The sequence below is a fragment of the Pseudomonas salmasensis genome, assembly GCF_014268375.2.
Lineage (GTDB): Bacteria > Pseudomonadota > Gammaproteobacteria > Pseudomonadales > Pseudomonadaceae > Aquipseudomonas > Aquipseudomonas salmasensis.
The window spans coordinates 696,140-716,634 of sequence record NZ_CP077083.1 but is presented as its reverse complement, the minus strand read 5'-3'; the positions used below and the strand labels follow the sequence as shown (position 1 = coordinate 716,634).

Genomic DNA, 20,495 nt, shown 5'->3' with positions numbered 1-20,495 from the left:
CTCGCGAAAAACGTCAACGATAACGCGTGCTTGCTGAATGAACGCGGCGTCTGTGAGTTTTTCGCGAGCAAGCTCGCTCCTACAGACAACCCCGCATTTTGATGTCCGTGGCGTCGTTGAAAACACCCTGATGAAGCCAGCCGATTGACGCCAGAAACGGCGTCATGGCCCACGGATCAATTAATCACCTGCCTCGGATTCATACTCGCTACAATCGCCCGATTTGCCACCCGGCACGGGCTTTTGCGCCGGTCGCCTGCGAGACGTGCCATGCTGATCGGTAGCTATTCAACCTCCCTTGTCGTGATTTCCCTGTGCGTGGCCATCCTGGCGTCCTACACCGCCTTGGACCTTGCCGGGCGCATCGCGACCGCCAAGGGGCGGGCTGTTTACCTATGGATCACTGGCGGCGCAGTGGCGATGGGTGTGGGCATCTGGTCCATGCACTTTATCGGGATGTTGGCCCTGCGCCTCCCGTTTGCCCTGGGTTTTGACGTAGCCATTACCCTGTTCTCGCTGTTGATCGCCATGCTATCCAGCGGGTTTGCATTATGGCTGGTCAGCCAGCCACGCTTACCGGCCTGGCAACTGGCATTTGGCGCGCTGGTGATGGGCGCCGGTATCGCCAGCATGCATTACACCGGCATGGCCGCGATGCGTATGACGCCGGGTATTGATTACGACCCGACCTTGTTCGGCGCTTCGTTGATGATCGCGGTGGTGGCTTCCGGCGCCGCGCTGTGGATTGCCTTCAACCTGCGGCGCAACACACCTTATGTACGGCTGGCACGGGGTGGCGCCGCCGTGGTGATGGGCGTGGCCATCGTGGGGATGCACTACACCGGGATGGCTGCGGCGCGCTTTGCCGATGGCAGCTTCTGCGGCGCCGCATTGACCGGCCTGAGCGGCAAGGGCCTGGATAACCTGGTCTTGGTCACTTCGCTGGCCGTGCTGGTCATTGCGCTGTTGACCTCCGTGCTGGATGCGCGCCTGGAAGCGCGCACCGCCGTGCTCACCGACTCCCTGACCCTGGCCAACCAGGAACTCACCCACCTGGCCCTGCATGACATGCTCACCGGCCTGCCTAACCGCACGTTGCTGGCTGATCGCATTCAACAAGGCATCCAGGCGGTGAACGAGCGGGGCGGTTGCTTTGCCTTGATGTTTATCGACCTGGATGGTTTCAAGCCGGTCAACGATGCCTTTGGTCATCACCTGGGCGACCAGTTGCTGCGCGAGGTCGGCTTGCGCTTGCGCGAGGATTTGCGCAGCCAGGACACCCTGGCCCGCATCGGCGGTGATGAGTTTGTGTTGCTGGTGCAGCTCACCCAGCCCGACGATGCCATGGGCTTGGCCGAACGCCAGGTTAGCCTGATCAACCGCCCGTTCACGGTGGCCGACCATGAACTGCAAATCTCGGCCAGCATCGGTATCGCCATGTTCCCGGGCAACGGTAATAACCCCCAGGAACTGCTGATGAACGCCGACGCGGCGATGTATCACGCCAAGGGCATGGGCAAGAACGGCTACAGCTTCTTCGATGTGTCGATGAACACCAATGCGCGCAAACAACTGCAATTGCTGCAGGACCTGCGCAATGCCTTGGAGCAAGCGCAATTTCGCTTGCACTACCAACCCAAGTTCGACGCTGTCAGTGGCCTTGCCGTGGGGGCCGAGGCGCTGTTGCGCTGGGAGCATCCGCAACAAGGCTTGCTGATGCCCGCTACGTTTATTGCACTGGCGGAGAAAACCGGGCTGATCATTCCCATCGGCGAGTGGGTACTCGATGAAGCCTGCCGCCAGATGCGCGTGTGGTACGCCCAGGGCTATGAGAGCTGGCGCATCGCCGTCAACCTGTCGGCGCTGCAGTTCTGCCATGCCGGGCTGGTCAACAGCGTAGCGGCGGCGCTGGAGCGTCACCACTTGCCGGCCAACAGCCTCACGCTGGAAATCACCGAGACCACTGCCATGAGCGATGCCGATGCGAGCATGACGGTGTTGCAGCAGCTCTCGGACATGGGCGTGGACCTGTCCATCGATGACTTCGGCACCGGTTACTCCAGCCTGATGTACCTCAAGCGCCTGCCGGCCAACGAGTTGAAGATCGACCGCGGTTTTGTGCGTGACCTGGAACACGACAGCGACGACGCGGCCATCGTCTCGGCCATCGTGGCCCTCGGCCAGGCCCTGGGCCTGCGGATTGTTGCTGAAGGTGTGGAAACCGATGTGCAGCAGCGGTTCCTCACTCGTCTGGGGTGTAACGCCTTGCAAGGCTACCTGCTCGGTCATCCACTTCCAGCTGATCAGTTCATCGCCGAAATTCAAAAGGCTAACGGTTGAGCGGTACCGAGTGCGCGGTTGATCTTGCCGGTGCCTGTTAATTCTGACAGTAGCGACCGCACAGGCCGAGGGTTAGATTGAGTGCTACGAAGATAGCGCGAGCGCTTGCGTCATGAATACGACTGTAGCAGGTGAGTTTAAAAGCACTGGGTCAATGCTTGAGCCTCGATATGGGCATTGCGCAGTGACTACCGGGCTTGGCGTTTTGGTGATTGCAGGAGCCAGTGGTGTGGAACTCTACAATCAAGGGTTGGGTGAGTGGTCTGCACGAGCGTTGCTGCCGGTGGCTCGTCATACCTGTGGCGTTGCGCTTTTACCGTCCGATGTGGTGTTGGTCGTAGGTGGCAGCAATGCGTCTTACGCGCTGAGTGATGCTCAGTTATATGACGTATCAGCAGATCGCTGGAGAGGAGCGGGGCGGTTGCAGACTCCGCGTTTGAGTCACACCACCACCGTGCTCGATTCAGGCAGGGTGCTGGTGATCGGCGGAAATAACCTGGGGCCTTCGGGTGGGCAGGTGCAAGACAGCGTTGAGCTATATGATCCGCTTGATGACCTCTGGCACCTTCAGCGCTGGCTTCCCGTCGACGTCATGAATCACACGGCCACTTTATTGGCGGACACGAACGTCTTGGTCGTCGGCGGCTTTTCCGGCAGGCAAAACGTGGCGTTGTCCAGCGCCTTTATCTATCACGTATCAACCGGGCAATGGTCTCAAGTACAGCCAATGCCCATGCCGCTCATGCAGCATACGGCGACCTTGCTCGCGGATGGTCGGGTCTTGGTCGCCGGCGGTTCGAATACGCCTTTTGGGCCGGCACAAAGTTGTGCCTACACCTATGATCCGAAGTCGGACAGTTGGGAGACGTCTGTGATGTGCGTTACGCGCAAAAATCACAGTGCGACCAGGTTGGCGACAGGTCAGGTATTGGTCATCGGTGACAGCGCAATTTCAACCCCCGAAAACGCTCGGACCGCTGAGTTATATGAGCCCTGTTCTGGCCAATGGGCTTTGACAGCACAGATGCCGTACGGGCGCTTCGGGCATAGTGCGTCTTGCCTGCCTTCTGGGGAGGTTTTGGTGGCCGGAGGGGCACGACCGGTATCACACCCTGCGCCAGTCTCATCAGCACAGATCTACACGCTGACCCAGGCCGACTGCGAAGGTGCTGACCTGGGTCGGTGAAAAAACTGTCTGTTGGCGGTATTCTTGGATCCAACCCTAAACATCCGGTTGAATCAGGAGGCCGCAGCCATGGACAAAGTCGTCATCATCACGGGGGGCAGCCGTGGCATTGGCGCCCAGACAGCATTGCTTGCTGCGCGCCAGGGCTATCGCATCTGCATCAACTACCAGGCGGATGAAGACGCTGCCCACCGTGTACTTGATCAGGTCCGCGCATTGGGCGCCCAGGCGATTGCCGTGCGGGCCGATGTCAGCATCGAGGATGAAGTGATCGGCCTGTTCAATCGCGTTGATGCGGAGCTGGGCCGGGTCACCGCGCTGGTCAATAACGCCGGTACCGTGGGGCACAAGTCGCGGGTCGATGAAATGTCCGAGTTTCGTATCCTCAAAATCCTCAAGACCAATGTGTTGGGCCCGATCCTGTGTGCCAAGCACGCGGTGCTGCGCATGTCGCCCCGCCATGGCGGGCAGGGCGGCAGTATCGTCAACGTGTCGTCGGTGGCGGCGCGGCTAGGCTCGCCGGGTGAGTATGTCGACTACGCCGCCTCCAAGGGCGCGCTGGATACCTTCACCATCGGCTTATCGAAAGAGGTCGCAGGTGAGGGCATCCGTGTCAACGCGGTACGCCCTGGCTATATCTTTACCGACTTCCATGCCCTGAGCGGCGACCCGGACCGGGTCAGCAAGCTGGAGTCGGGCATTCCCATGGCGCGTGGCGGGCGCCCGGATGAAGTGGCCGAGGCGATTATCTGGTTACTCTCGGACAAGGCGTCGTATTCCACTGGCACGTTTATCGACCTGGGCGGCGGCCGTTAAGGCACTGGCTGATCAGGTCCGCAGCGTGCGCAGCACCTGGTACCCGTACCAGGAGAACTGCCGGAGCAGGTCGGCTTCGGAGTGCTTCAGCACGCCATAGCCGCAGTTGGAAAAACCCTCGATATGGCCATTACGGCTATCGCTGCCATTGAGGGTTCGGTCATCGACGTTATCGAGAAAACGCAGCACTTTATCCAGGTCGTAGGCCGCATTGGCTCGAGCTTTGGGGTCTGGATTAGCGTTTGTCCAGTCACCGACCTGTCGCTTGAGGTCATCGACGACCTGATAGAAATCGCAGCCTTTGAGGAAGTTTTTTGTCACGCTACTGTGCTCGATGATCGCCTCTGCCGAGCGATGATCACCGGCAGGGCGTCCGTTCGGGCCTGTCATCTGGCGCACCTGCTGTTGTTCCGCCCAGCGCATATAGTGGCGAGGGACGGGAAAAGGCCTCAGGCTGCGAGGCACACGTGTTGGCAGCGAGCAGTTTTTCCAAGTGATCACGCAGGTCTCGTTATTCGGTCTGTGGAGGCCTCTGAGTCGTTAAGACGCGACGGTAGGTTCCATTTAGAACGAGCGCACAATCCGCCCTAATGTCTCCATGGCCTTCTCCGAGGCTTCGTTCCACGGGCTGCCATAGTTCAAGCGTATGCAGTTTCTGAAGCGCTGGGTCGCGGAAAAGATCGGCCCCGGCGCAATGCTGATGCCCTGGGCCAGGGCCATCTGGAACAATTTCAGCGAGTCGGTCTGCTCCGGCAATTCCAACCACAGAAAATAGCCTCCCGCCGGTTGGCTGACCCGGGTTTGCGCCGGGAAATAGCGGGCGATGGCCGCCAGCATGGCGCTTTGCTGTTCTTCCAGGGCATAGCGCAGTTTGCGCAGGTGGCGGTCATAGCCGCCGTGTTGCAGGTAATCGGCAATCGCCGCCTGGGCCGGCATCGACGGGCACAGTGAGGTCATTAATTTCAGCCGCTCCACCTTCTGCGCGAAGCGCCCGGCGGCGACCCAGCCCACGCGGTAACCGGGCGCCAGGCTCTTGGCAAAGGAGCCGCAGTGCATTACCAACCCTTCGGTATCGAAGGCCTTGGCCGGTTTTGGGGCTTGTTGCCCGTAATACAGCTCGGCGTAGACGTCATCTTCGATCAACGGCACTTGATGGCTGCGCAGCAGTTGCACCAGCGCCTGTTTTTTCTCCTCAGGCAGCGTGGCGCCCATGGGGTTCTGGAAGCTGGTCATGGTCCAGCAGGCCTTGATCGGATAGCGCTCAAGGCTTTGGGCCAAGGCGTTCAGGTCAATCCCGTCGCGTGGGTGCACCGGGATCTCCACGGCCTTGAGCTTCAGGCGTTCAAGCACTTGCAGACAGGCGTAGAACGCCGGCGCTTCGATGGCGACCAGGTCGCCCGGTTCGGTCACGGCCTGCAGGCACAGGTTCAACGCTTCGAGGGCGCCGTTGGTGATCAGCAACTCTTCCATCGGCAGCATCAGGCCGCCGACCATATAGCGCAGGGCAATCTGGCGGCGCAGTTGCGGGTTGCCTGGCGACATGTCGGTGACCACCAGGCGCGGGTCCATTTCGCGACTGGCACTGGCCAGGGAGCGGGCCAGGCGCGGCAGCGGGAACAGCATGGGGCTGGGGAAGGCTGAGCCGAAGGGCACGGTGTTGGGGTCTTTGATCGAATCCAGTACCGAGAACACCAGCTCACTCACGCCTACATCGGTGGACTCATGCACCTGCTCACTCACCACCGGTTCGGAAAACGGGCTGGGCGCATGGGTGTTGACGAAGTAGCCAGAACGCGGGCGGGCGCGAATCAGGCCACGACGCTCCAGCAAGTAGTAGGCCTGGAACACGGTGGACGGGCTGACGCCGTAGGCCTGGCTGGCATAGCGCACCGATGGCACGCGCTGGCCGGGGCCGAGGACGCCGGAGCGGATCAGTTCTGCAATGTCGTCGGCGAATTTTTCGTAGCGTTTCATGGCGGCCTAATTAGCTTTTTGAATGTGTACGCAGGGCGAAATGTAGGAGCGAGCTTGCTCGCGAAAAACGTCAACGATAACGCGTGTTTCCTGAATGAACGCGGCGCCGGTGAGTTTTTCGCGAGCAAGCTCGCTACTACAGTTGTTTAGCGATTCAAGGGGGCAACGAAGCGGCTGTCGGCAGCGGTATAAATCCACGGTTCATCCACATCCGTCACTTTAAATCGGATAGTTTGAGAACTGCTGGCCGGTGTGTCCGCCAGCAACGCCACCGACACCGGTACATCGACAATTTCCCCGGGCGCCAGGCTGACCTGGGTCTTGCCTTGCAGCTGGAACCCCTCGGCATCCACCAGTTCCAGGCGGTAATCCTGGCGCTGCTGGGTCTTGTTGATCACCTTGAGGCTGTAGATGTTCTCGATCAAGCCCTGGCTGTTTTCGCGGAACATACCACGGTCCTTGGTCACATCCAGCGACACCATCGGCCGTTCAATCAGGGCCACCACCAACGCTGCAATCATCACCACCAGCACGGCACTGTAGCCGATCAGGCGTGGCCTGAGCAGGTGAGTCTTGCCGCCCTGTAGTTGATGCTCGCTGGTGTAACTGACCAAGCCACGGGCATAGCCCATTTTGTCCATGATCGAATCGCAGGCGTCGATGCAGGCCGCGCAGCCGATGCATTCCATTTGCAGGCCGTCGCGGATGTCGATGCCGGTGGGGCATACCTGCACGCACAGCTGGCAGTCGATGCAATCGCCCAGGCCAACCTCGGCTGGCTGCACATCACGTTTACGCGGGCCACGCTGCTCGCCGCGGGCGGCGTCGTAGGAAATGGTCAGGGTGTCTTTATCAAACATCACGCTCTGGAACCGTGCATAGGGGCACATGTGCATGCACACCGCTTCGCGCAGCCAACCGGCATTGAGGTAGGTGGCGGCCGTGAAAAACAGCACCCAGAACAGGCTCACACCGCCCATCTGCCAGGTCAGCAGTTCGGCGGCCAAGGGGCGGATGGGGGTGAAATAGCCCACAAAGGTCAGCCCGGTCAACACACTGATGCCCAGCCACATCGTGTGTTTGGCCGCGCGCCGTGCCAGCTTGTTCAGGCTCCAGGGCGCGGCCTGCAGTTTGATGCGTTGGTTGCGTTCACCCTCGGTCACCTTTTCACACCACATGAACAGCCAGGTGAACGAGCTTTGCGGGCAGGTGTAGCCGCACCAGACGCGGCCGGCAAACACGGTAATCGCGAAGAGGCCGAAGGCACAGATGATCAACAGCGCCGAAAGCAGGATGAAGTCCTGGGGCCAGAACGTGGCGCCAAAAATGTGAAACTTGCTTTCGGCCAGGTCCCACAGTACGGCTTGGCGCCCCCCCCAGTTCAGCCACACGGTGCCGAAAAAAGCCAGGAACAGCAGGCCGGCACCGCCCACACGCAAGGTGCGGAACAAACCGGTAAAGCTGCGGGTATGGATCAGGTTGTCGCTGGATTTGGCCTTCACCTTCTTTGGGTGAATGGGCTCAAAGGTTTCCACGGTTGGGATTCGTTCGCTCATGGTCGTTCGCTCATCAGCCTCCATCAGGCCGATGAACTATGGGCGACAGGCTGTTTGCATAACAGACTCAGGTGGAATGATAAAAAGCGGATCAGATAGGTTTGGGGCGTTCGTGTGCGTCAATGTGCTGCACCCCCAGGGCATAGGGGTGCAGGGATTCATTGGATTCGACGATACAGATCAATCAAATCACCGAACCAGGCTCTTGCGCCTTCACATGGTTACGGCCATCCGTGGCCCCTTCAACCGTCAGCGCGTCGGCTTCGGCTTCAGTGATATAGATCCGCTCGCCCGCCAGGTCCACATACGACATGGCTTTGTCATTGTCGGTAAGGATCTTCACGCGGGTGGCTGGCAGGCTTTGCTCCTGGCCGTCCACGCCGAGCTTGAAGTAGCAAAAATGGTTGTCGATGCGAAGGGTCATGGCGATCTCCTTTCTATGGGCTATATAGCCTTAGGCGGCACCTATGGAGGCAGGTTCCAGGCAACTGACTGGCGGTCTGCGCTGTCCATCTTTTATCTATCCACAATAAAAAGGAGCGCATCCATGGACGCCTGGTGGCATCTGGTGTGGCAAACCCTGCAAGCCGAATTCGCGGACATCGGCGATGCCCGGCAACTCACCCAAGTGACCGTACGCCTGCTGATCGCGGCGATCCTCGGCGGCATCCTGGGGTTTGAACGTGAGCACAAGGGCAAGGCGGCCGGGGTGCGTACTCATATGCTGGTGGCACTGGGCGCCGCGCTGTTTGTGCTGGTGCCGCAGATGTCCGGCAACCAGGCAGATGCCATGAGCCGTGTGGTTCAGGGGGTGATTGCGGGCATTGGCTTCCTCGGTGCTGGCACCATCCTCAAGGGCAAGGAAGACGAGGAGGGCCAGCATGTGAAGGGCCTGACCACGGCGGCCGGGTTATGGATGACCGCCGCCATTGGCGTGGCGGCGGGCATGGGCCGTGAATCGACTGCGGTACTCAGTACCCTGCTGGCCCTGGCGGTGTTCAGCATCATGCCCAGAATCGTCAAAATATTGGATAAATGATGCCGCATTATGGATCACTGGATGCTTGGCGAATGCCAGGCTTGTATCCCTATTACCGGCGGCATAGTGGTCGGCGGCTCCTCCACGGGCGGTGGGTCGTTTTCCGGCGGTTCTTTCTCCGGAACGGGCGCCGGTTCGCCGGGCGGCAGAGGCGGGTTGTCGATATTCGGATCTTCAGGTTCAGGGGGGATCGGGATATTCATCGGTGTGGCCTCCTTTGTGCTTTGCTCTAGCGGTGGACCGCTGCCTGGGGCAATTGATTCCCTGCCCAGTGGCGGTATATCCACCTGAACTTTTGCTGCGCGCCCAGGCTCGGACCTTAAACGGCCACGCTCGGGAAGAGCGCCGCCGCCTTTGAATTCGGATCAAGCCAAGAGCGTCCACAGGGCGTAAGGGGAAGATGCTCGATGACTGCTGAAACACTGGTTCCAGAAGACTCCGTGCTGCCGCTGTCCCAGGCGCTGCTGTTACCCAGGATCGCGATCGAAAGCACCATGCCGGTCATCGACAACGGTGAGTTTGCCGTCAAGGCAGTGGTGGGCCAGCGGGTCCATGTGACCAGCAAAGTATTCGCCGATGGCCACGATAAACTCGCGGTGTTGATCCGCTGGCGCGCGCTGGGAGATGAAAGCTGGCACAGCGTGGTCATGCTGGATGTCGGCAACAATGGCTGGGAAGGCGCGTTTACCGTTGCGCACCAAGGCCCGCACGAGTACTGCATCGAAGCCTGGATCGATACGTTCGCCAGCTTTTGCTACGAGCTACGCAAGAAGCATGAGGCCGGGGTGCCGGTCAGCCTCGAGTTGCAGGAAGGCCGCAGCCTGGTGTTGCAGGCCGCCGAACGCAGTGACAATGAACTGCGTGAGCGCTTGATGTTGTTGCACCATGAACTCTCCGGCCTGCTGGAAACCGAGCAGGTGGCGTTGTTCCTGCACGAAGACAGTGCACACCTGATGACGCAGGCCGACCATCGTGCCTATTTGAGCGTCAGCCCCGCGTATCCGATCGACGTGGAGCGTGAAGCTGCACAATTTGCCAGCTGGTACGAGCTGTTTCCGCGCTCGATCACCGACGATCCGGCACGGCACGGCACGTTTAACGACGTGCACGCACGCTTGCCGATGATTCACGACATGGGCTTCGACGTGCTGTACTTCCCGCCGATCCACCCCATCGGCCGTAGCCACCGCAAGGGCAAGAACAACTCGCTCACCGCCGGCCCCGATGATCCCGGCAGCCCCTATGCCATTGGCAGTGAAGAGGGCGGTCACGAGGCGATCCACCCGCAATTGGGCACGCGCGATGATTTTCGCCGGTTGGTCCAGGCTGCTGCCGACCACGGCCTGGAAATCGCCCTGGACTTCGCCATCCAGTGCTCCCAGGACCATCCGTGGCTCAAGGAGCATCCGGGTTGGTTCAACTGGCGCCCAGACGGCACGATCAAGTACGCGGAAAACCCGCCGAAAAAGTACCAGGACATCGTCAACGTCGATTTCTATGCGGCCGATGCCATCCCGAGCCTGTGGACCGAACTGCGTGACATCGTGGTGGGCTGGGTGGAAGAGGGCGTGAAGACCTTTCGCGTCGACAACCCGCACACCAAGCCGCTGCCGTTCTGGCAATGGCTGATCAGCGATGTGCGTGCCAAGTACCCGGAGGTGATCTTCCTCGCCGAAGCCTTCACCACCCCGGCCATGATGGCGCGCCTGGGCAAGGTCGGCTATTCCCAGAGCTACACCTACTTCACCTGGCGCAACACCAAGGCTGAGCTGAGCGAGTACCTTACCCAACTGAACCAGTCGCCCTGGCGTGAATGCTACCGCCCGAACTTCTTCGTCAATACGCCGGACATCAACCCCGGTTTCCTGCATGAATCCGGCCGCGCAGGCTTCCTGATCCGCGCCGCGCTGGCCACCATGGGCTCGGGCCTGTGGGGGATGTATTCAGGCTTTGAGTTGTGCGAAGCCGCGCCGGTGCCGGGCAAAGAGGAATACCTGGACTCGGAGAAGTACGAAATTCGCCCTCGGGACTTCACCGCGCCCGGCAACATCATCGCCGAGATCGCCCAGCTCAACCGCATCCGCCGCCAGAACCCGGCGTTGCACACGCACCTGGGGCTCAAGCTCTACAACGCCTGGAACGACAACATTCTGTATTTCGGCAAGCGCAGCGAGGACGGCAGCAATTTCATTCTGGTCGCCGTCAACCTCGACCCGCACAACGCCCAGCAAGCCCACTTCGAATTGCCACTGTGGGAGATGGGCTTGCCCGACGATGCCCAGACCCAGGGCGAGGACTTGATGAACGGCCATCGCTGGACCTGGTACGGCAAGACCCAATGGACCCGGCTGGAGCCACAGATGCCGTTCGGGATCTGGCGCATCAGCACACCCTGAGAGGGGAAGGGGGAGTGGCTTTTTGTAGGAGCGAGCTTGCTCGCGAAAAACTCACAGTCACCGCGTTTATTCAGGAAGCACGCGTTATCGTTGAGGTTTTTCGCGAGCAAGCTCGCTCCTACAGAACGCGATGAGCCCCTATCCCCAGGAAAGCGTTTGCTCTGAAGAATTGTGTATTTCCAGGAGTTTGCAATGGCCAAGAAACCCAAGGCAGCCACCTTTATCAAAGACCCGCTCTGGTACAAGGACGCGGTGATCTACCAGGTTCACGTCAAATCCTATTTCGACTCCAACAACGACGGCATTGGTGACTTTGCCGGGCTGATCGCAAAACTCGACTACATTGCCGACCTGGGTGTGAACACCATCTGGCTGCTGCCGTTCTACCCCTCGCCGCGCCGTGATGACGGCTACGACATTGCCGAATACCGCGGCGTGCACAGCGACTACGGGACGATGGCCGACGCCAAGCGCTTTATTGCCCAAGCCCACCAACGCGGGCTGCGGGTGATCACCGAGCTTGTGATCAACCACACCTCCGACCAGCACCCCTGGTTCCAGCGTGCGCGCAAGGCCAAGCCAGGCTCGGCGGCGCGGGACTTTTATGTGTGGTCGGACGATGACCAGAAATACGACGGCACGCGCATTATTTTCCTCGACACCGAAAAGTCCAACTGGACCTGGGACCCGGTGGCCGGCCAGTACTTCTGGCACCGTTTTTACTCGCACCAACCCGACCTCAACTTCGACAACCCGCAAGTCATGAAAGCGGTGCTGTCGGTAATGCGCTATTGGCTCGACCTGGGCATCGACGGCCTGCGCCTGGACGCCATTCCCTATTTGATCGAACGGGACGGCACCAACAACGAGAACCTGGCCGAAACCCACGACGTCCTCAAGCAGATCCGCGCCGAGATCGACGCCCATTACCCCGACCGCATGCTGCTGGCCGAAGCCAACCAATGGCCGGAAGACACGCAACTGTACTTTGGGGATAGAAAGGGCGACGACGGTGATGAATGCCACATGGCGTTCCACTTCCCGCTGATGCCGCGTATGTACATGGCGTTGGCCCAGGAAGATCGCTTCCCCATCACTGACATTCTGCGCCAAACCCCGGAGATTCCCGCCAATTGCCAGTGGGCAATTTTCCTGCGCAACCATGATGAGCTGACCCTGGAAATGGTCACCGACAAAGAGCGCGACTACCTGTGGAACTACTACGCCGCAGACCGCCGCGCCCGTATCAACCTGGGTATTCGGCGACGCCTGGCGCCGCTGGTGGAGCGTGATCGTCGGCGGGTGGAACTGCTTAACAGCCTGTTGCTGTCGATGCCGGGCACGCCGACCTTGTACTACGGCGATGAAATCGGCATGGGCGACAACATCTACCTGGGCGACCGTGACGGCGTGCGCACGCCCATGCAATGGTCCATCGACCGCAATGGCGGCTTTTCCCGTGCCGACCCGGCCAGCCTGGTGTTGCCGCCAATCATGGACCCGCAATACGGCTACCAGTCGGTCAACGTCGAGACCCAGGCCCAGGACCCGCACTCATTGCTCAACTGGACCCGGCGCATGCTCGCAGTGCGCAAACAGTCCAAGGCGTTTGGCCGTGGCAGCTTAAAAATGCTCTCGCCGACCAACCGGCGCATCCTGGCTTACACCCGTGAATACACCGGCGAAGACGGCCACACCGAGATCATCCTGTGCGTGGCCAACGTGTCGCGCAGCGCCCAGGCGGCGGAGCTGGACCTGTCGGCCTTTGCCGGGATGGTGCCGGTGGAGATGCTCGGCGGTAATGCCTTCCCGCCGATCGGCCAGCTGAATTTCCTGCTGACCCTGGCGCCTTATGGCTTTTATTGGTTCGTGCTGGCGGCGGAGAACCAGATGCCCAGTTGGCATGTGGAACCGGCGCAAAGCATGCCCGACTTCACCACTTTGGTATTGAAAAAACGCATGGAAGAGCTACTGGAAGAACCTTGCCGCACCAGCCTGGAGCACACTTCACTGCCGGCCTGGCTGCCCAAGCGTCGCTGGTTTGCCGGCAAAGACACGGCAATCGACACGGTGCACATCGCCTACGGCGTGCGTTTTGGCGACCCGCAGCATCCGGTGTTGCTCAGTGAGATCGAAGTGACCAGTGCCGGCCAGGTCAGCCGCTACCAACTGCCCTTGGGCTTCCTTGGCGAAGACCAGTTCACCAGTGCTTTGCCCCAGCAATTGGCCCTGGCCCGGGTGCGACGTACCCGCCAGGTTGGCTTGGTGACCGATGCCTTCAGCCTTGAGCATTTTATCCTTGAGGTGATCCAGGCCATGCAGGCCGGTACCGTGCTGAGTACCCCTGACGGCGATCTGCGGTTTGAGGCAACTGAACACTTGGCCGCGCTGCAACTGACCCGTGAATCGCCGGTGCGTTATTTGTCTGCCGAGCAATCCAACAGCTCGGTGGTGGTCGGTGACAGCCTGGTGCTCAAGCTGATTCGTAAAGTCAGCGCCGGCGTGCACCCGGAACTGGAAATGAGCGCCTACCTGACCGCTGCCGGCTACCCGAACATTTCGCCGCTGCTGGGCTTTATGAGCCGCCGCGACGGTCAGGGGCAGGACAACCTGCTGATGATTGCCCAGGGTTACTTGAGCAACCAGGGCGATGCCTGGAGCTGGACCCAGAACAACCTGGAGCGGGCGATCCGCGATGAGCTGGCCGACGCGATCTCTGAACAGGAACAACACTACAACGCCCTCGGCGAGTTGGCGGATTTTGCCGGTTTGCTCGGTCAGCGCCTGGGTGAAATGCACGTGGTATTGGGTGCGCCAACGAGCGATAACGCCTTCAAGCCAGAAGTCACCACGGCCAAGGACACCCAAGCCTGGGCCAAGGATGTCGGGGCCCAGATCGACCGTGCCCTGCAGTTGCTCAAGCTTCATCAAAGCCAGTTGAACCCCGCCGACCAGGCGTTGGTCAGTGAATTACTGGCGCAGAAAAAAGCCATCGCGGCGCATGTTCAGGCGTTGGCCAAAGCCACGGCGGGCGGGTTGCGCATTCGCGTCCACGGTGACTTGCACCTGGGCCAGGTATTGGTGGTCAAGGGCGATGCCTACTTGATCGACTTTGAGGGCGAGCCGGCGCGGCCGCTGCATGAGCGGCGCGGCAGGCACAGCCCTTATAAGGATGTGAGCGGTGTGCTGCGCTCCTTCGATTATGCGGCGGCCATGGCGCTGAATGTGCAAGGGGTGGATCACACGCCAGAAGCGAACGCGGCGCGCAAACGCGTGACCGACCGCTACCTGAATGAAGCCCGCGTAGCATTTACCCAGGCTTACCAGGCCGCTGCGTCTACACTGGCGCATGACTGGCAGGATGCCAACGGCCACGACGCAGCGCTGACCTTGTTCAGCCTGGAAAAGGCCGCGTACGAAGTGGCCTACGAAGCAGAAAACCGCCCGACCTGGCTGCCGGTGCCCCTGCAAGGGCTGCACGGTTTGCTGAACGGGCTGACACCTATATCGAAACCTGTACGCGGTGGGGAGACGTCATGAGTTTTACACAGAGAGAACCGCTGCAGCCCAAGTTGACTGCATTGCCGGCGTCCAAGGACGTCGATGCGCTGGTGCGCGCCGAGCACCCCGATCCGTTTTCGATCCTGGGGCCCCATGATGACGAGCAGGGCGGCCAGTTTATCCGCGCGTTCCTGCCGGAGGCCCTGAGTGCCCAGGTGCTGGCGCGTGACACGGGCGAGCCGTTTGGCAGCCTCGACGCCACCCAGGTGCCGGGCCTGTTTGTCGGGCACTTCAGCACTCGCCAGCCCTACCTGCTGAAAATCCAGTGGGCCGGCGGTGAGCAGATCACCGAAGACCCTTACAGCTTCAGCCAATTGCTGCTGGGGGAAATGGACCTGTACCTGTTTGCCGAAGGCAATCACCGTGATCTGGGCAACTGCCTGGGGGCTCAGGTGGTCAGCGTCGACGGCGTGCAAGGCGTGCGCTTTGCCGTCTGGGCGCCGAACGCACGGCGGGTTTCGGTGGTGGGCGACTTCAATATCTGGGACGGGCGCCGTCACCCGATGCGCCTGCGCCATCCATCGGGCGTGTGGGAAATCTTCATCCCGCGCCTGCAACCGGGCGCGGCTTATAAGTACGAAATTCTCGGCGCCCACGGCATTTTGCCGCTCAAGGCCGACCCTGTGGCGCTGGCCACCCAATTGCCGCCGGACACCGCTTCCAAGGTCGCCGCACCTTTGCAAGTGGATTGGCAGGACCATGAATGGATGCAATCGCGGGGCGACAAGCAGACATCCACCGCGCCGTTGTCGATTTACGAGTTGCACGTAGGGTCCTGGCAGTGCGAGTTGGACGAGGCCGGTGAAGTGGCCCGGCAATATGGCTGGCGCGAACTGGCCGAGCGGCTGATTCCTTACGTTCAACAATTGGGCTTCACCCATATCGAGCTGATGCCGATCATGGAACACCCCTTTGGTGGCTCGTGGGGCTATCAGGCATTATCCCAGTTTGCCCCCAGTGCTCGCTTTGGCTCGCCGGAAGACTTTGCCTGGTTCGTCAATGCCTGCCATCAGGCCGATATCGGTGTGATTCTCGACTGGGTGCCAGCGCATTTCCCCACCGATACCCACGGCCTGGCGCAATTTGACGGTACCGCGCTGTACGAATACGCCAACCCCCTGGAAGGTTTTCACCAGGACTGGGACACGCTGATCTACAACCTGGGCCGTACCGAGGTCCACGGTTTCATGCTCGCGTCGGCCTTGCACTGGCTCAAGCATTTCCATGTGGACGGCCTGCGCGTGGACGCCGTGGCCTCCATGCTGTATCGCGATTATTCGCGCAAGGCCGGTGAATGGGTGCCCAACCGCCATGGCGGCCGCGAGAACCTGGAAGCCATCGACTTCCTGCGGCACCTGAATGACGTGGTTGCCCTTGAAGCCCCGGGCGCCTTGGTGATTGCCGAAGAGTCCACGGCCTGGCCCGGCGTCAGCCAGCCTACCCAACAGGGTGGCCTGGGGTTCAATTACAAATGGAACATGGGCTGGATGCACGACTCCCTGCATTACATCCAGCAAGACCCGGTGTACCGCGCCCATCATCACAACGAGCTGAGTTTCGGGCTGGTGTACGCCTGGTCGGAGCGCTTTATCCTGCCGATTTCCCATGATGAGGTGGTGCACGGCAAGCACTCGCTGATCGACAAGATGCCCGGCGACCGCTGGCAGAAATTTGCCAACCTGCGCGCCTACCTCAGTTTCATGTGGATGCACCCCGGCAAGAAGCTGCTGTTCATGGGCTGCGAATTTGGCCAATGGCGCGAGTGGAACCACGACCAGCAACTGGATTGGTATTTGCTGCAGTACCCCGAGCACCGTGGGGTGCAGAAGCTGGTAGGCGATTTGAACCGCCTGTACCGCGAAGAGCCGGCGCTGCACGAACAGGACGATGCGCCCCAGGGCTTCCAATGGCTGATCGGTGACGATGCGATCAACAGCGTCTACGCCTGGCTGCGCTGGAGCAAGGATGGCAAACCGGTGTTGGTGGTTGCCAACTTCACCCCGGTGCCCCGTGAAGGCTACGCAGTCGGTGTGCCGTTTGGCGGGCGGTGGAGTGAGGTGATCAACAGTGATGCCGACACCTACGCCGGCTCCAATTACGGTAACGGTGGCGCAGTGTTTACCCAGGATGAGCCGCGCCATGGGCAACCGGTGTCGCTGTCGCTGAACTTGCCGCCCTTGGGCGTGCTGATTTTGCGGCCCGAGGAGCCTGAAACGCTCTAGCGCGGCGGATGCTGCTGTTCGGCTTGCTGGCAAGGTGCCACAATGGCGCTTTGTCGTCGCCGTTCACACAGGCCAATCCCATGAATAGCCTCGGGCAAGATCAGGGTCAGCAAATCGAAGAGCAGGTGCGAACCGACCGTTTGCACCAGCTGTTTCGTCAATCATTCTCGGCGATCTTCGGCAGCTACCTGGGCGCTGTCATGCTCTGCTGGCTGTGCTGGGATCGGTTCGATCATCAAGTCATCCTGGCGTGGCTGGTGCTGCTGGCGGGCTCGTCATTGGTGCGCCTGCATTTGTTCGTGCAATGGTTTCGCTGCCCTGACGCGGGGCGCACACCCGCCCGTTGGGAACGCCACTACTGGGTCACGCTGATGCTGTCGGCGGGGATCTGGGGCGGCGGGGCGCTGGCGGTGATGCCGGTCGATGACCGTTTATCCCAGGTGTTGGTGATGCTGTTTACCGTGGGCATGTCGGTCAGCGCGGTGTCCTGTTATTCGGCCTATCGCTACATGACGCTGGGTTCCATGGCGCTGGTGTTGCTTCCCTGTACGGTATGGATGCTGCTCCAGCCCTCACCGATGCAAGTCGGTGTGGCGCTGGCGGTGCTGGTGTTTGCCTCGTTTGTGGTCGGGGCGACACGCAAGCTCTCCGATGCCCTGGAGAAAGCCTTTCGCCTGACGCGGCAGATGGAGCGCGCTCATCATATTTCCACCCGTGCCGCCCAGACCGATGAGCTGACCGGGCTGATGAACCGTCGGGCGTTTTACGAGCAGGCCCAGTTGCTGTACGCGCAGTGCCTGCGCGAGCAGCAGCCGTTGTGTGCGTTGATGATGGACATGGACCACTTCAAAGCCATCAATGACACCTACGGCCACCAAGTCGGTGACCAGGTGTTGCGCCAGATTGGCGCAGTGATCAGCGCATCCTTTCGCCAGACCGATATCTACGGTCGCCTGGGAGGCGAGGAGTTTGCGGTGTTGCTGCCCAATACCTCGTTGGAGACCGCGCGCGACATTGCCGAGCAGTTGATCCAGAAAATTGGTGACTTGCCCGCCGACCCGGTCCAGGGGGTGAGCGCCAGCCTGGGCGTGGCGTCCACCCACGCTCAGCATCTGGATTTGAACGGCTTGATGAACAGCGCCGACAAGGCCCTGTACCAGGCCAAGGCATCGGGCCGCAATCAGGTGGCGGTCGTAGACTGATCCTTGCACATCGCCTTTGCCAGCACCCGCGCAACCTGGTCGGCGGAGTAGGGCTTGGCGAGGAATTCAAAGCCTTCATAGCCGCTGTCCGCCAGCTCCTCACTGTAGCCAGAGACGAGTACCACGGGCAGGTCCGGGCGGCGCTGGCGCAGTAGTTTGGCCATGGCCACGCCGGTCATGCCGGGCATCACCACGTCGGAGAAAATCGCGTCAAACCCCTGAACGTCATTGCCGGCGAGGTTCAACGCCTGTTCGGCATTGGTCGCCCAGGTGGTCTGGTAACCCAGGTCCTTGAGGATCTGGCTGGCGAAGCGTCCCACCTCAAGGTTGTCCTCGACGATCAGCACATGCTGATGAGCCGCCTCTTGCGGCGCTGGCAAGTCTGTATGCGAGTCTTGGTGCGGCGCCGCTTCGCCTTCGACTTGCGGCAGGTACAAGGTAAACACCGTGCCCTGGCCGAGGGTGCTGGCCACATCGATATTGCCGCCTGACTGCTTGGCAAAGCCGAATACCTGCGACAGGCCAAGGCCCGTGCCTTTGCCCACGGCCTTGGTGGTGAAGAACGGCTCGAAGATGCGCTCGAAGGTATCGCTGGGAATCCCGGTGCCGGTATCGGCCAGGGAGATCGCGATGTAAGGCATGCACGACTCGGCATCCCCGCGGATACGGGGCAGCGTTTGCTGCCCGGCGACCTTCAGGGTCAGGGTACCCTGGCCGTCCATCGCATCGCGGGCATTGAGGGCGATGTTGATCAGCGCGGTTTCGAACTGGCTGGGGTCGATGCGCGCATAGCAGGGCTGATCGGGCAATTTAACCTGCACATGAATGCGTGCACCGGTAACGCTTTCGAGCATCTCGCCGATGTTCTGCACGCGCTGGCCGACATCGAACACCTGCGGGTTCAATGGTTGGCGACGGGCAAAGGCGAGCAGTTGGCTGGTGAGCTTGCTGGCCCGCTCCACGGTGTCGGACACCGCGCACATATAGCGTTGCCGACGCTCCTCGGACAGGCCCGGCTGGCGCAGGAAATCCACGGATGAGCGGATGATGGTCAGCAGGTTGTTGAAGTCATGGGCGACGCCACCGGTCAGTTGGCCGATGGCCTCCAGCTTCTGTGACTGGCGCAGCGCGGCTTCGGCTTCGGCCAGCGCACGGGTACGCTCATTCACGCGCTGCTCCAGGCTGGCGTTGAGTTCCGTATAGGCAGCCAGGCCCTTACGCACGGCGGCGTCGGCACGCACGCGCTCGATATGTGCCCAGGAACGTTCGGTGACTTCACCCAGCAGCGCGATGTCGTAGGACGACCAAAAGCGCGGCACTTTGTCGTGTATGGCCATCAGCGCGGTGAGCCGCCCGTCTTTGATCAATGGCATGCAAATGGTGGCTGTCACACCGAGCGCCTGGAAGCTTGCGGCATCATGGGGCGGCAACTCGATCAGATTATTGCGTATCACCAGTGGCTCGCCGGCACGCAGGCAGTTGACCGCGCACTCGCCAAACGCCGCCAGGCTGTAATGGCCGATGATGCTCGGCGAGCCTTGCGCCGACCAGTCGCCGCGAATGGTGAAGCCGTCTTGATCCTCGTCCATGTCGGCGTAGGCGCAAATGGACACCTGCAGGTGCTGGGCCAACAAACGGGTGGTCGACGTCATGATGGTTTCAGCGTCGGTGGCGTTGGTCACGCAGTTGCTAATGGCGTCCAGCACTTCAAGACGACGGGCCAGGAACACCGTGGCAGTGGTTTCGGTGACCGTGTCGAGCAGACCGACCACCATGCCTTGGGCGTTGCGAATCGGGCTGTAGCAAAAGGTGAAATAGGCTTGTTCCGGCGCTTCGTTGCGTTGGATCAACAGCGGGAAGTTTTCGATATAGGTGGCGTGCCCGTCGAACGCGGCGTCGGCGATAGGGCTGATATCGTCCCACACCTCGTGCCAGATCTCGTTGAACGGGCGGCCCAACGCGTCGGGCTTGCTACCCAGGATGGGCGTGAACGCGTCGTTATAGAGGGTAATCAACTGAGGCCCCCAGACGATGGCCTGGGGGAAACTCGATGCGAAGGACAGCGCAACGGTTGTCTTCAACACGTCGGGCCAGTGTTCAAGTGGCCCCAAGGGCGTATTGGCCCAATCATGCTGACGAACCCGCTCTGCCATTTCGCTGCTGCCTTGCAGCCAATTCATCATTGGGTTCACACCTTGCTTGC

At 60.8% G+C, this 20,495-nt stretch carries 14 protein-coding genes; 8 read left to right on the top strand and 6 right to left on the bottom strand.

The window, feature by feature from the left end:
• Positions 1-270 precede the first annotated feature (270 nt).
• From HU731_RS02960 to HU731_RS02950, 3 genes are all read left to right on the top strand, one after another.
• Positions 271-2,340 carry a putative bifunctional diguanylate cyclase/phosphodiesterase gene (locus HU731_RS02960; RefSeq protein WP_186608504.1) on the top strand — a complete coding sequence of 690 codons (2,070 nt, stop codon included), beginning with the start codon at positions 271-273 and terminating at the stop codon, positions 2,338-2,340.
• 112 nt (positions 2,341-2,452) lie between these two features.
• The gene (locus HU731_RS02955) at positions 2,453-3,526 is read left to right on the top strand and encodes a Kelch repeat-containing protein (RefSeq protein WP_186608505.1); all 1,074 of its coding nucleotides are present in this window, start codon (positions 2,453-2,455) and stop codon (positions 3,524-3,526) included.
• Positions 3,527-3,595: 69 nt separating this feature from the next.
• Positions 3,596-4,342 (top strand): SDR family oxidoreductase, encoded by a 747-nt coding sequence (locus HU731_RS02950; RefSeq protein ID WP_186608506.1) that lies wholly within the window; start codon positions 3,596-3,598, stop codon positions 4,340-4,342.
• Between the two features lie 12 nt (positions 4,343-4,354).
• Here the strand turns inward: HU731_RS02950 and HU731_RS02945 are convergent, their stop codons facing one another.
• The 4 genes from HU731_RS02945 to HU731_RS02930 all read right to left on the bottom strand — a co-directional run bounded on the left by HU731_RS02945 (position 4,355) and on the right by HU731_RS02930 (position 8,296).
• On the bottom strand, positions 4,355-4,843 hold the full coding sequence (locus tag HU731_RS02945) for a hypothetical protein (RefSeq protein ID WP_225931579.1): 489 nt from the start codon (positions 4,841-4,843) through the stop codon (positions 4,355-4,357).
• 63 nt (positions 4,844-4,906) lie between these two features.
• Positions 4,907-6,316, bottom strand: a complete 1,410-nt coding sequence (gene mapR, locus HU731_RS02940) for a GntR family transcriptional regulator MpaR (RefSeq protein ID WP_032892039.1) — start codon at positions 6,314-6,316, stop codon at positions 4,907-4,909.
• 146 nt (positions 6,317-6,462) lie between these two features.
• Complete coding sequence (ccoG, locus tag HU731_RS02935) at positions 6,463-7,872, bottom strand: cytochrome c oxidase accessory protein CcoG (RefSeq protein ID WP_186608507.1); 1,410 nt, start codon at positions 7,870-7,872, stop codon at positions 6,463-6,465.
• Between the two features lie 184 nt (positions 7,873-8,056).
• Positions 8,057-8,296, bottom strand: a complete 240-nt coding sequence (locus tag HU731_RS02930) for a DUF3203 family protein (RefSeq protein WP_186608508.1) — start codon at positions 8,294-8,296, stop codon at positions 8,057-8,059.
• 123 nt (positions 8,297-8,419) lie between these two features.
• Between HU731_RS02930 and HU731_RS02925 the strand changes: the two genes are divergently transcribed.
• The gene (locus HU731_RS02925) at positions 8,420-8,911 is read left to right on the top strand and encodes an MgtC/SapB family protein (protein WP_186608509.1); all 492 of its coding nucleotides are present in this window, start codon (positions 8,420-8,422) and stop codon (positions 8,909-8,911) included.
• A 14-nt stretch (positions 8,912-8,925) separates the two neighbouring features.
• Here the strand turns inward: HU731_RS02925 and HU731_RS02920 are convergent, their stop codons facing one another.
• The gene (locus HU731_RS02920; protein WP_032892035.1) at positions 8,926-9,114 is read right to left on the bottom strand and encodes a hypothetical protein; all 189 of its coding nucleotides are present in this window, start codon (positions 9,112-9,114) and stop codon (positions 8,926-8,928) included.
• Positions 9,115-9,318: 204 nt separating this feature from the next.
• Here HU731_RS02920 and HU731_RS02915 point away from each other — a divergent pair, with 204 nt between their 5' ends.
• From HU731_RS02915 to HU731_RS02900, 4 genes are all read left to right on the top strand, one after another.
• Positions 9,319-11,307 carry an alpha-1,4-glucan--maltose-1-phosphate maltosyltransferase gene (locus tag HU731_RS02915; RefSeq protein WP_186608510.1) on the top strand — a complete coding sequence of 663 codons (1,989 nt, stop codon included), beginning with the start codon at positions 9,319-9,321 and terminating at the stop codon, positions 11,305-11,307.
• Positions 11,308-11,499: 192 nt separating this feature from the next.
• Positions 11,500-14,847 (top strand): maltose alpha-D-glucosyltransferase, encoded by a 3,348-nt coding sequence (gene treS / locus HU731_RS02910; RefSeq protein WP_186608511.1) that lies wholly within the window; start codon positions 11,500-11,502, stop codon positions 14,845-14,847.
• A complete protein-coding gene (glgB, locus tag HU731_RS02905; RefSeq protein ID WP_186608512.1) occupies positions 14,844-17,090 on the top strand; it encodes a 1,4-alpha-glucan branching protein GlgB in 2,247 nt (748 codons plus the stop codon). Before treS ends, glgB begins: the two co-directional genes overlap by 4 nt.
• A gap of 80 nt (positions 17,091-17,170) precedes the next feature.
• On the top strand, positions 17,171-18,292 hold the full coding sequence (locus HU731_RS02900) for a GGDEF domain-containing protein (RefSeq protein ID WP_186608513.1): 1,122 nt from the start codon (positions 17,171-17,173) through the stop codon (positions 18,290-18,292).
• Here the strand turns inward: HU731_RS02900 and HU731_RS02895 are convergent.
• On the bottom strand, positions 18,271-20,475 hold the full coding sequence (locus HU731_RS02895) for an ATP-binding protein (protein WP_186608514.1): 2,205 nt from the start codon (positions 20,473-20,475) through the stop codon (positions 18,271-18,273). The two genes, HU731_RS02900 and HU731_RS02895, sit on opposite strands and share 22 nt — an antisense overlap.
• Positions 20,476-20,495: the final 20 nt, after the last annotated feature.

Bases quoted from the DNA above. Each gene is read 5' to 3' on its own strand.
- HU731_RS02960 (WP_186608504.1), top strand. From the start codon at position 271: ATGCTGATCGGTAGCTATTCAACCTCCCTTGTCGTGATTTCCCTGTGC.
- HU731_RS02955 (WP_186608505.1), top strand. From the start codon at position 2,453: ATGAATACGACTGTAGCAGGTGAGTTTAAAAGCACTGGGTCAATGCTT.
- HU731_RS02950 (WP_186608506.1), top strand. From the start codon at position 3,596: ATGGACAAAGTCGTCATCATCACGGGGGGCAGCCGTGGCATTGGCGCC.
- mapR (WP_032892039.1), bottom strand. From the start codon at position 6,316: ATGAAACGCTACGAAAAATTCGCCGACGACATTGCAGAACTGATCCGC.
- ccoG (WP_186608507.1), bottom strand. From the start codon at position 7,872: ATGAGCGAACGAATCCCAACCGTGGAAACCTTTGAGCCCATTCACCCA.
- HU731_RS02930 (WP_186608508.1), bottom strand. From the start codon at position 8,296: ATGACCCTTCGCATCGACAACCATTTTTGCTACTTCAAGCTCGGCGTG.
- HU731_RS02925 (WP_186608509.1), top strand. From the start codon at position 8,420: ATGGACGCCTGGTGGCATCTGGTGTGGCAAACCCTGCAAGCCGAATTC.
- HU731_RS02920 (WP_032892035.1), bottom strand. From the start codon at position 9,114: ATGAATATCCCGATCCCCCCTGAACCTGAAGATCCGAATATCGACAAC.
- HU731_RS02915 (WP_186608510.1), top strand. From the start codon at position 9,319: ATGACTGCTGAAACACTGGTTCCAGAAGACTCCGTGCTGCCGCTGTCC.
- treS (WP_186608511.1), top strand. From the start codon at position 11,500: ATGGCCAAGAAACCCAAGGCAGCCACCTTTATCAAAGACCCGCTCTGG.
- glgB (WP_186608512.1), top strand. From the start codon at position 14,844: ATGAGTTTTACACAGAGAGAACCGCTGCAGCCCAAGTTGACTGCATTG.
- HU731_RS02900 (WP_186608513.1), top strand. From the start codon at position 17,171: ATGAATAGCCTCGGGCAAGATCAGGGTCAGCAAATCGAAGAGCAGGTG.
- HU731_RS02895 (WP_186608514.1), bottom strand. From the start codon at position 20,475: ATGATGAATTGGCTGCAAGGCAGCAGCGAAATGGCAGAGCGGGTTCGT.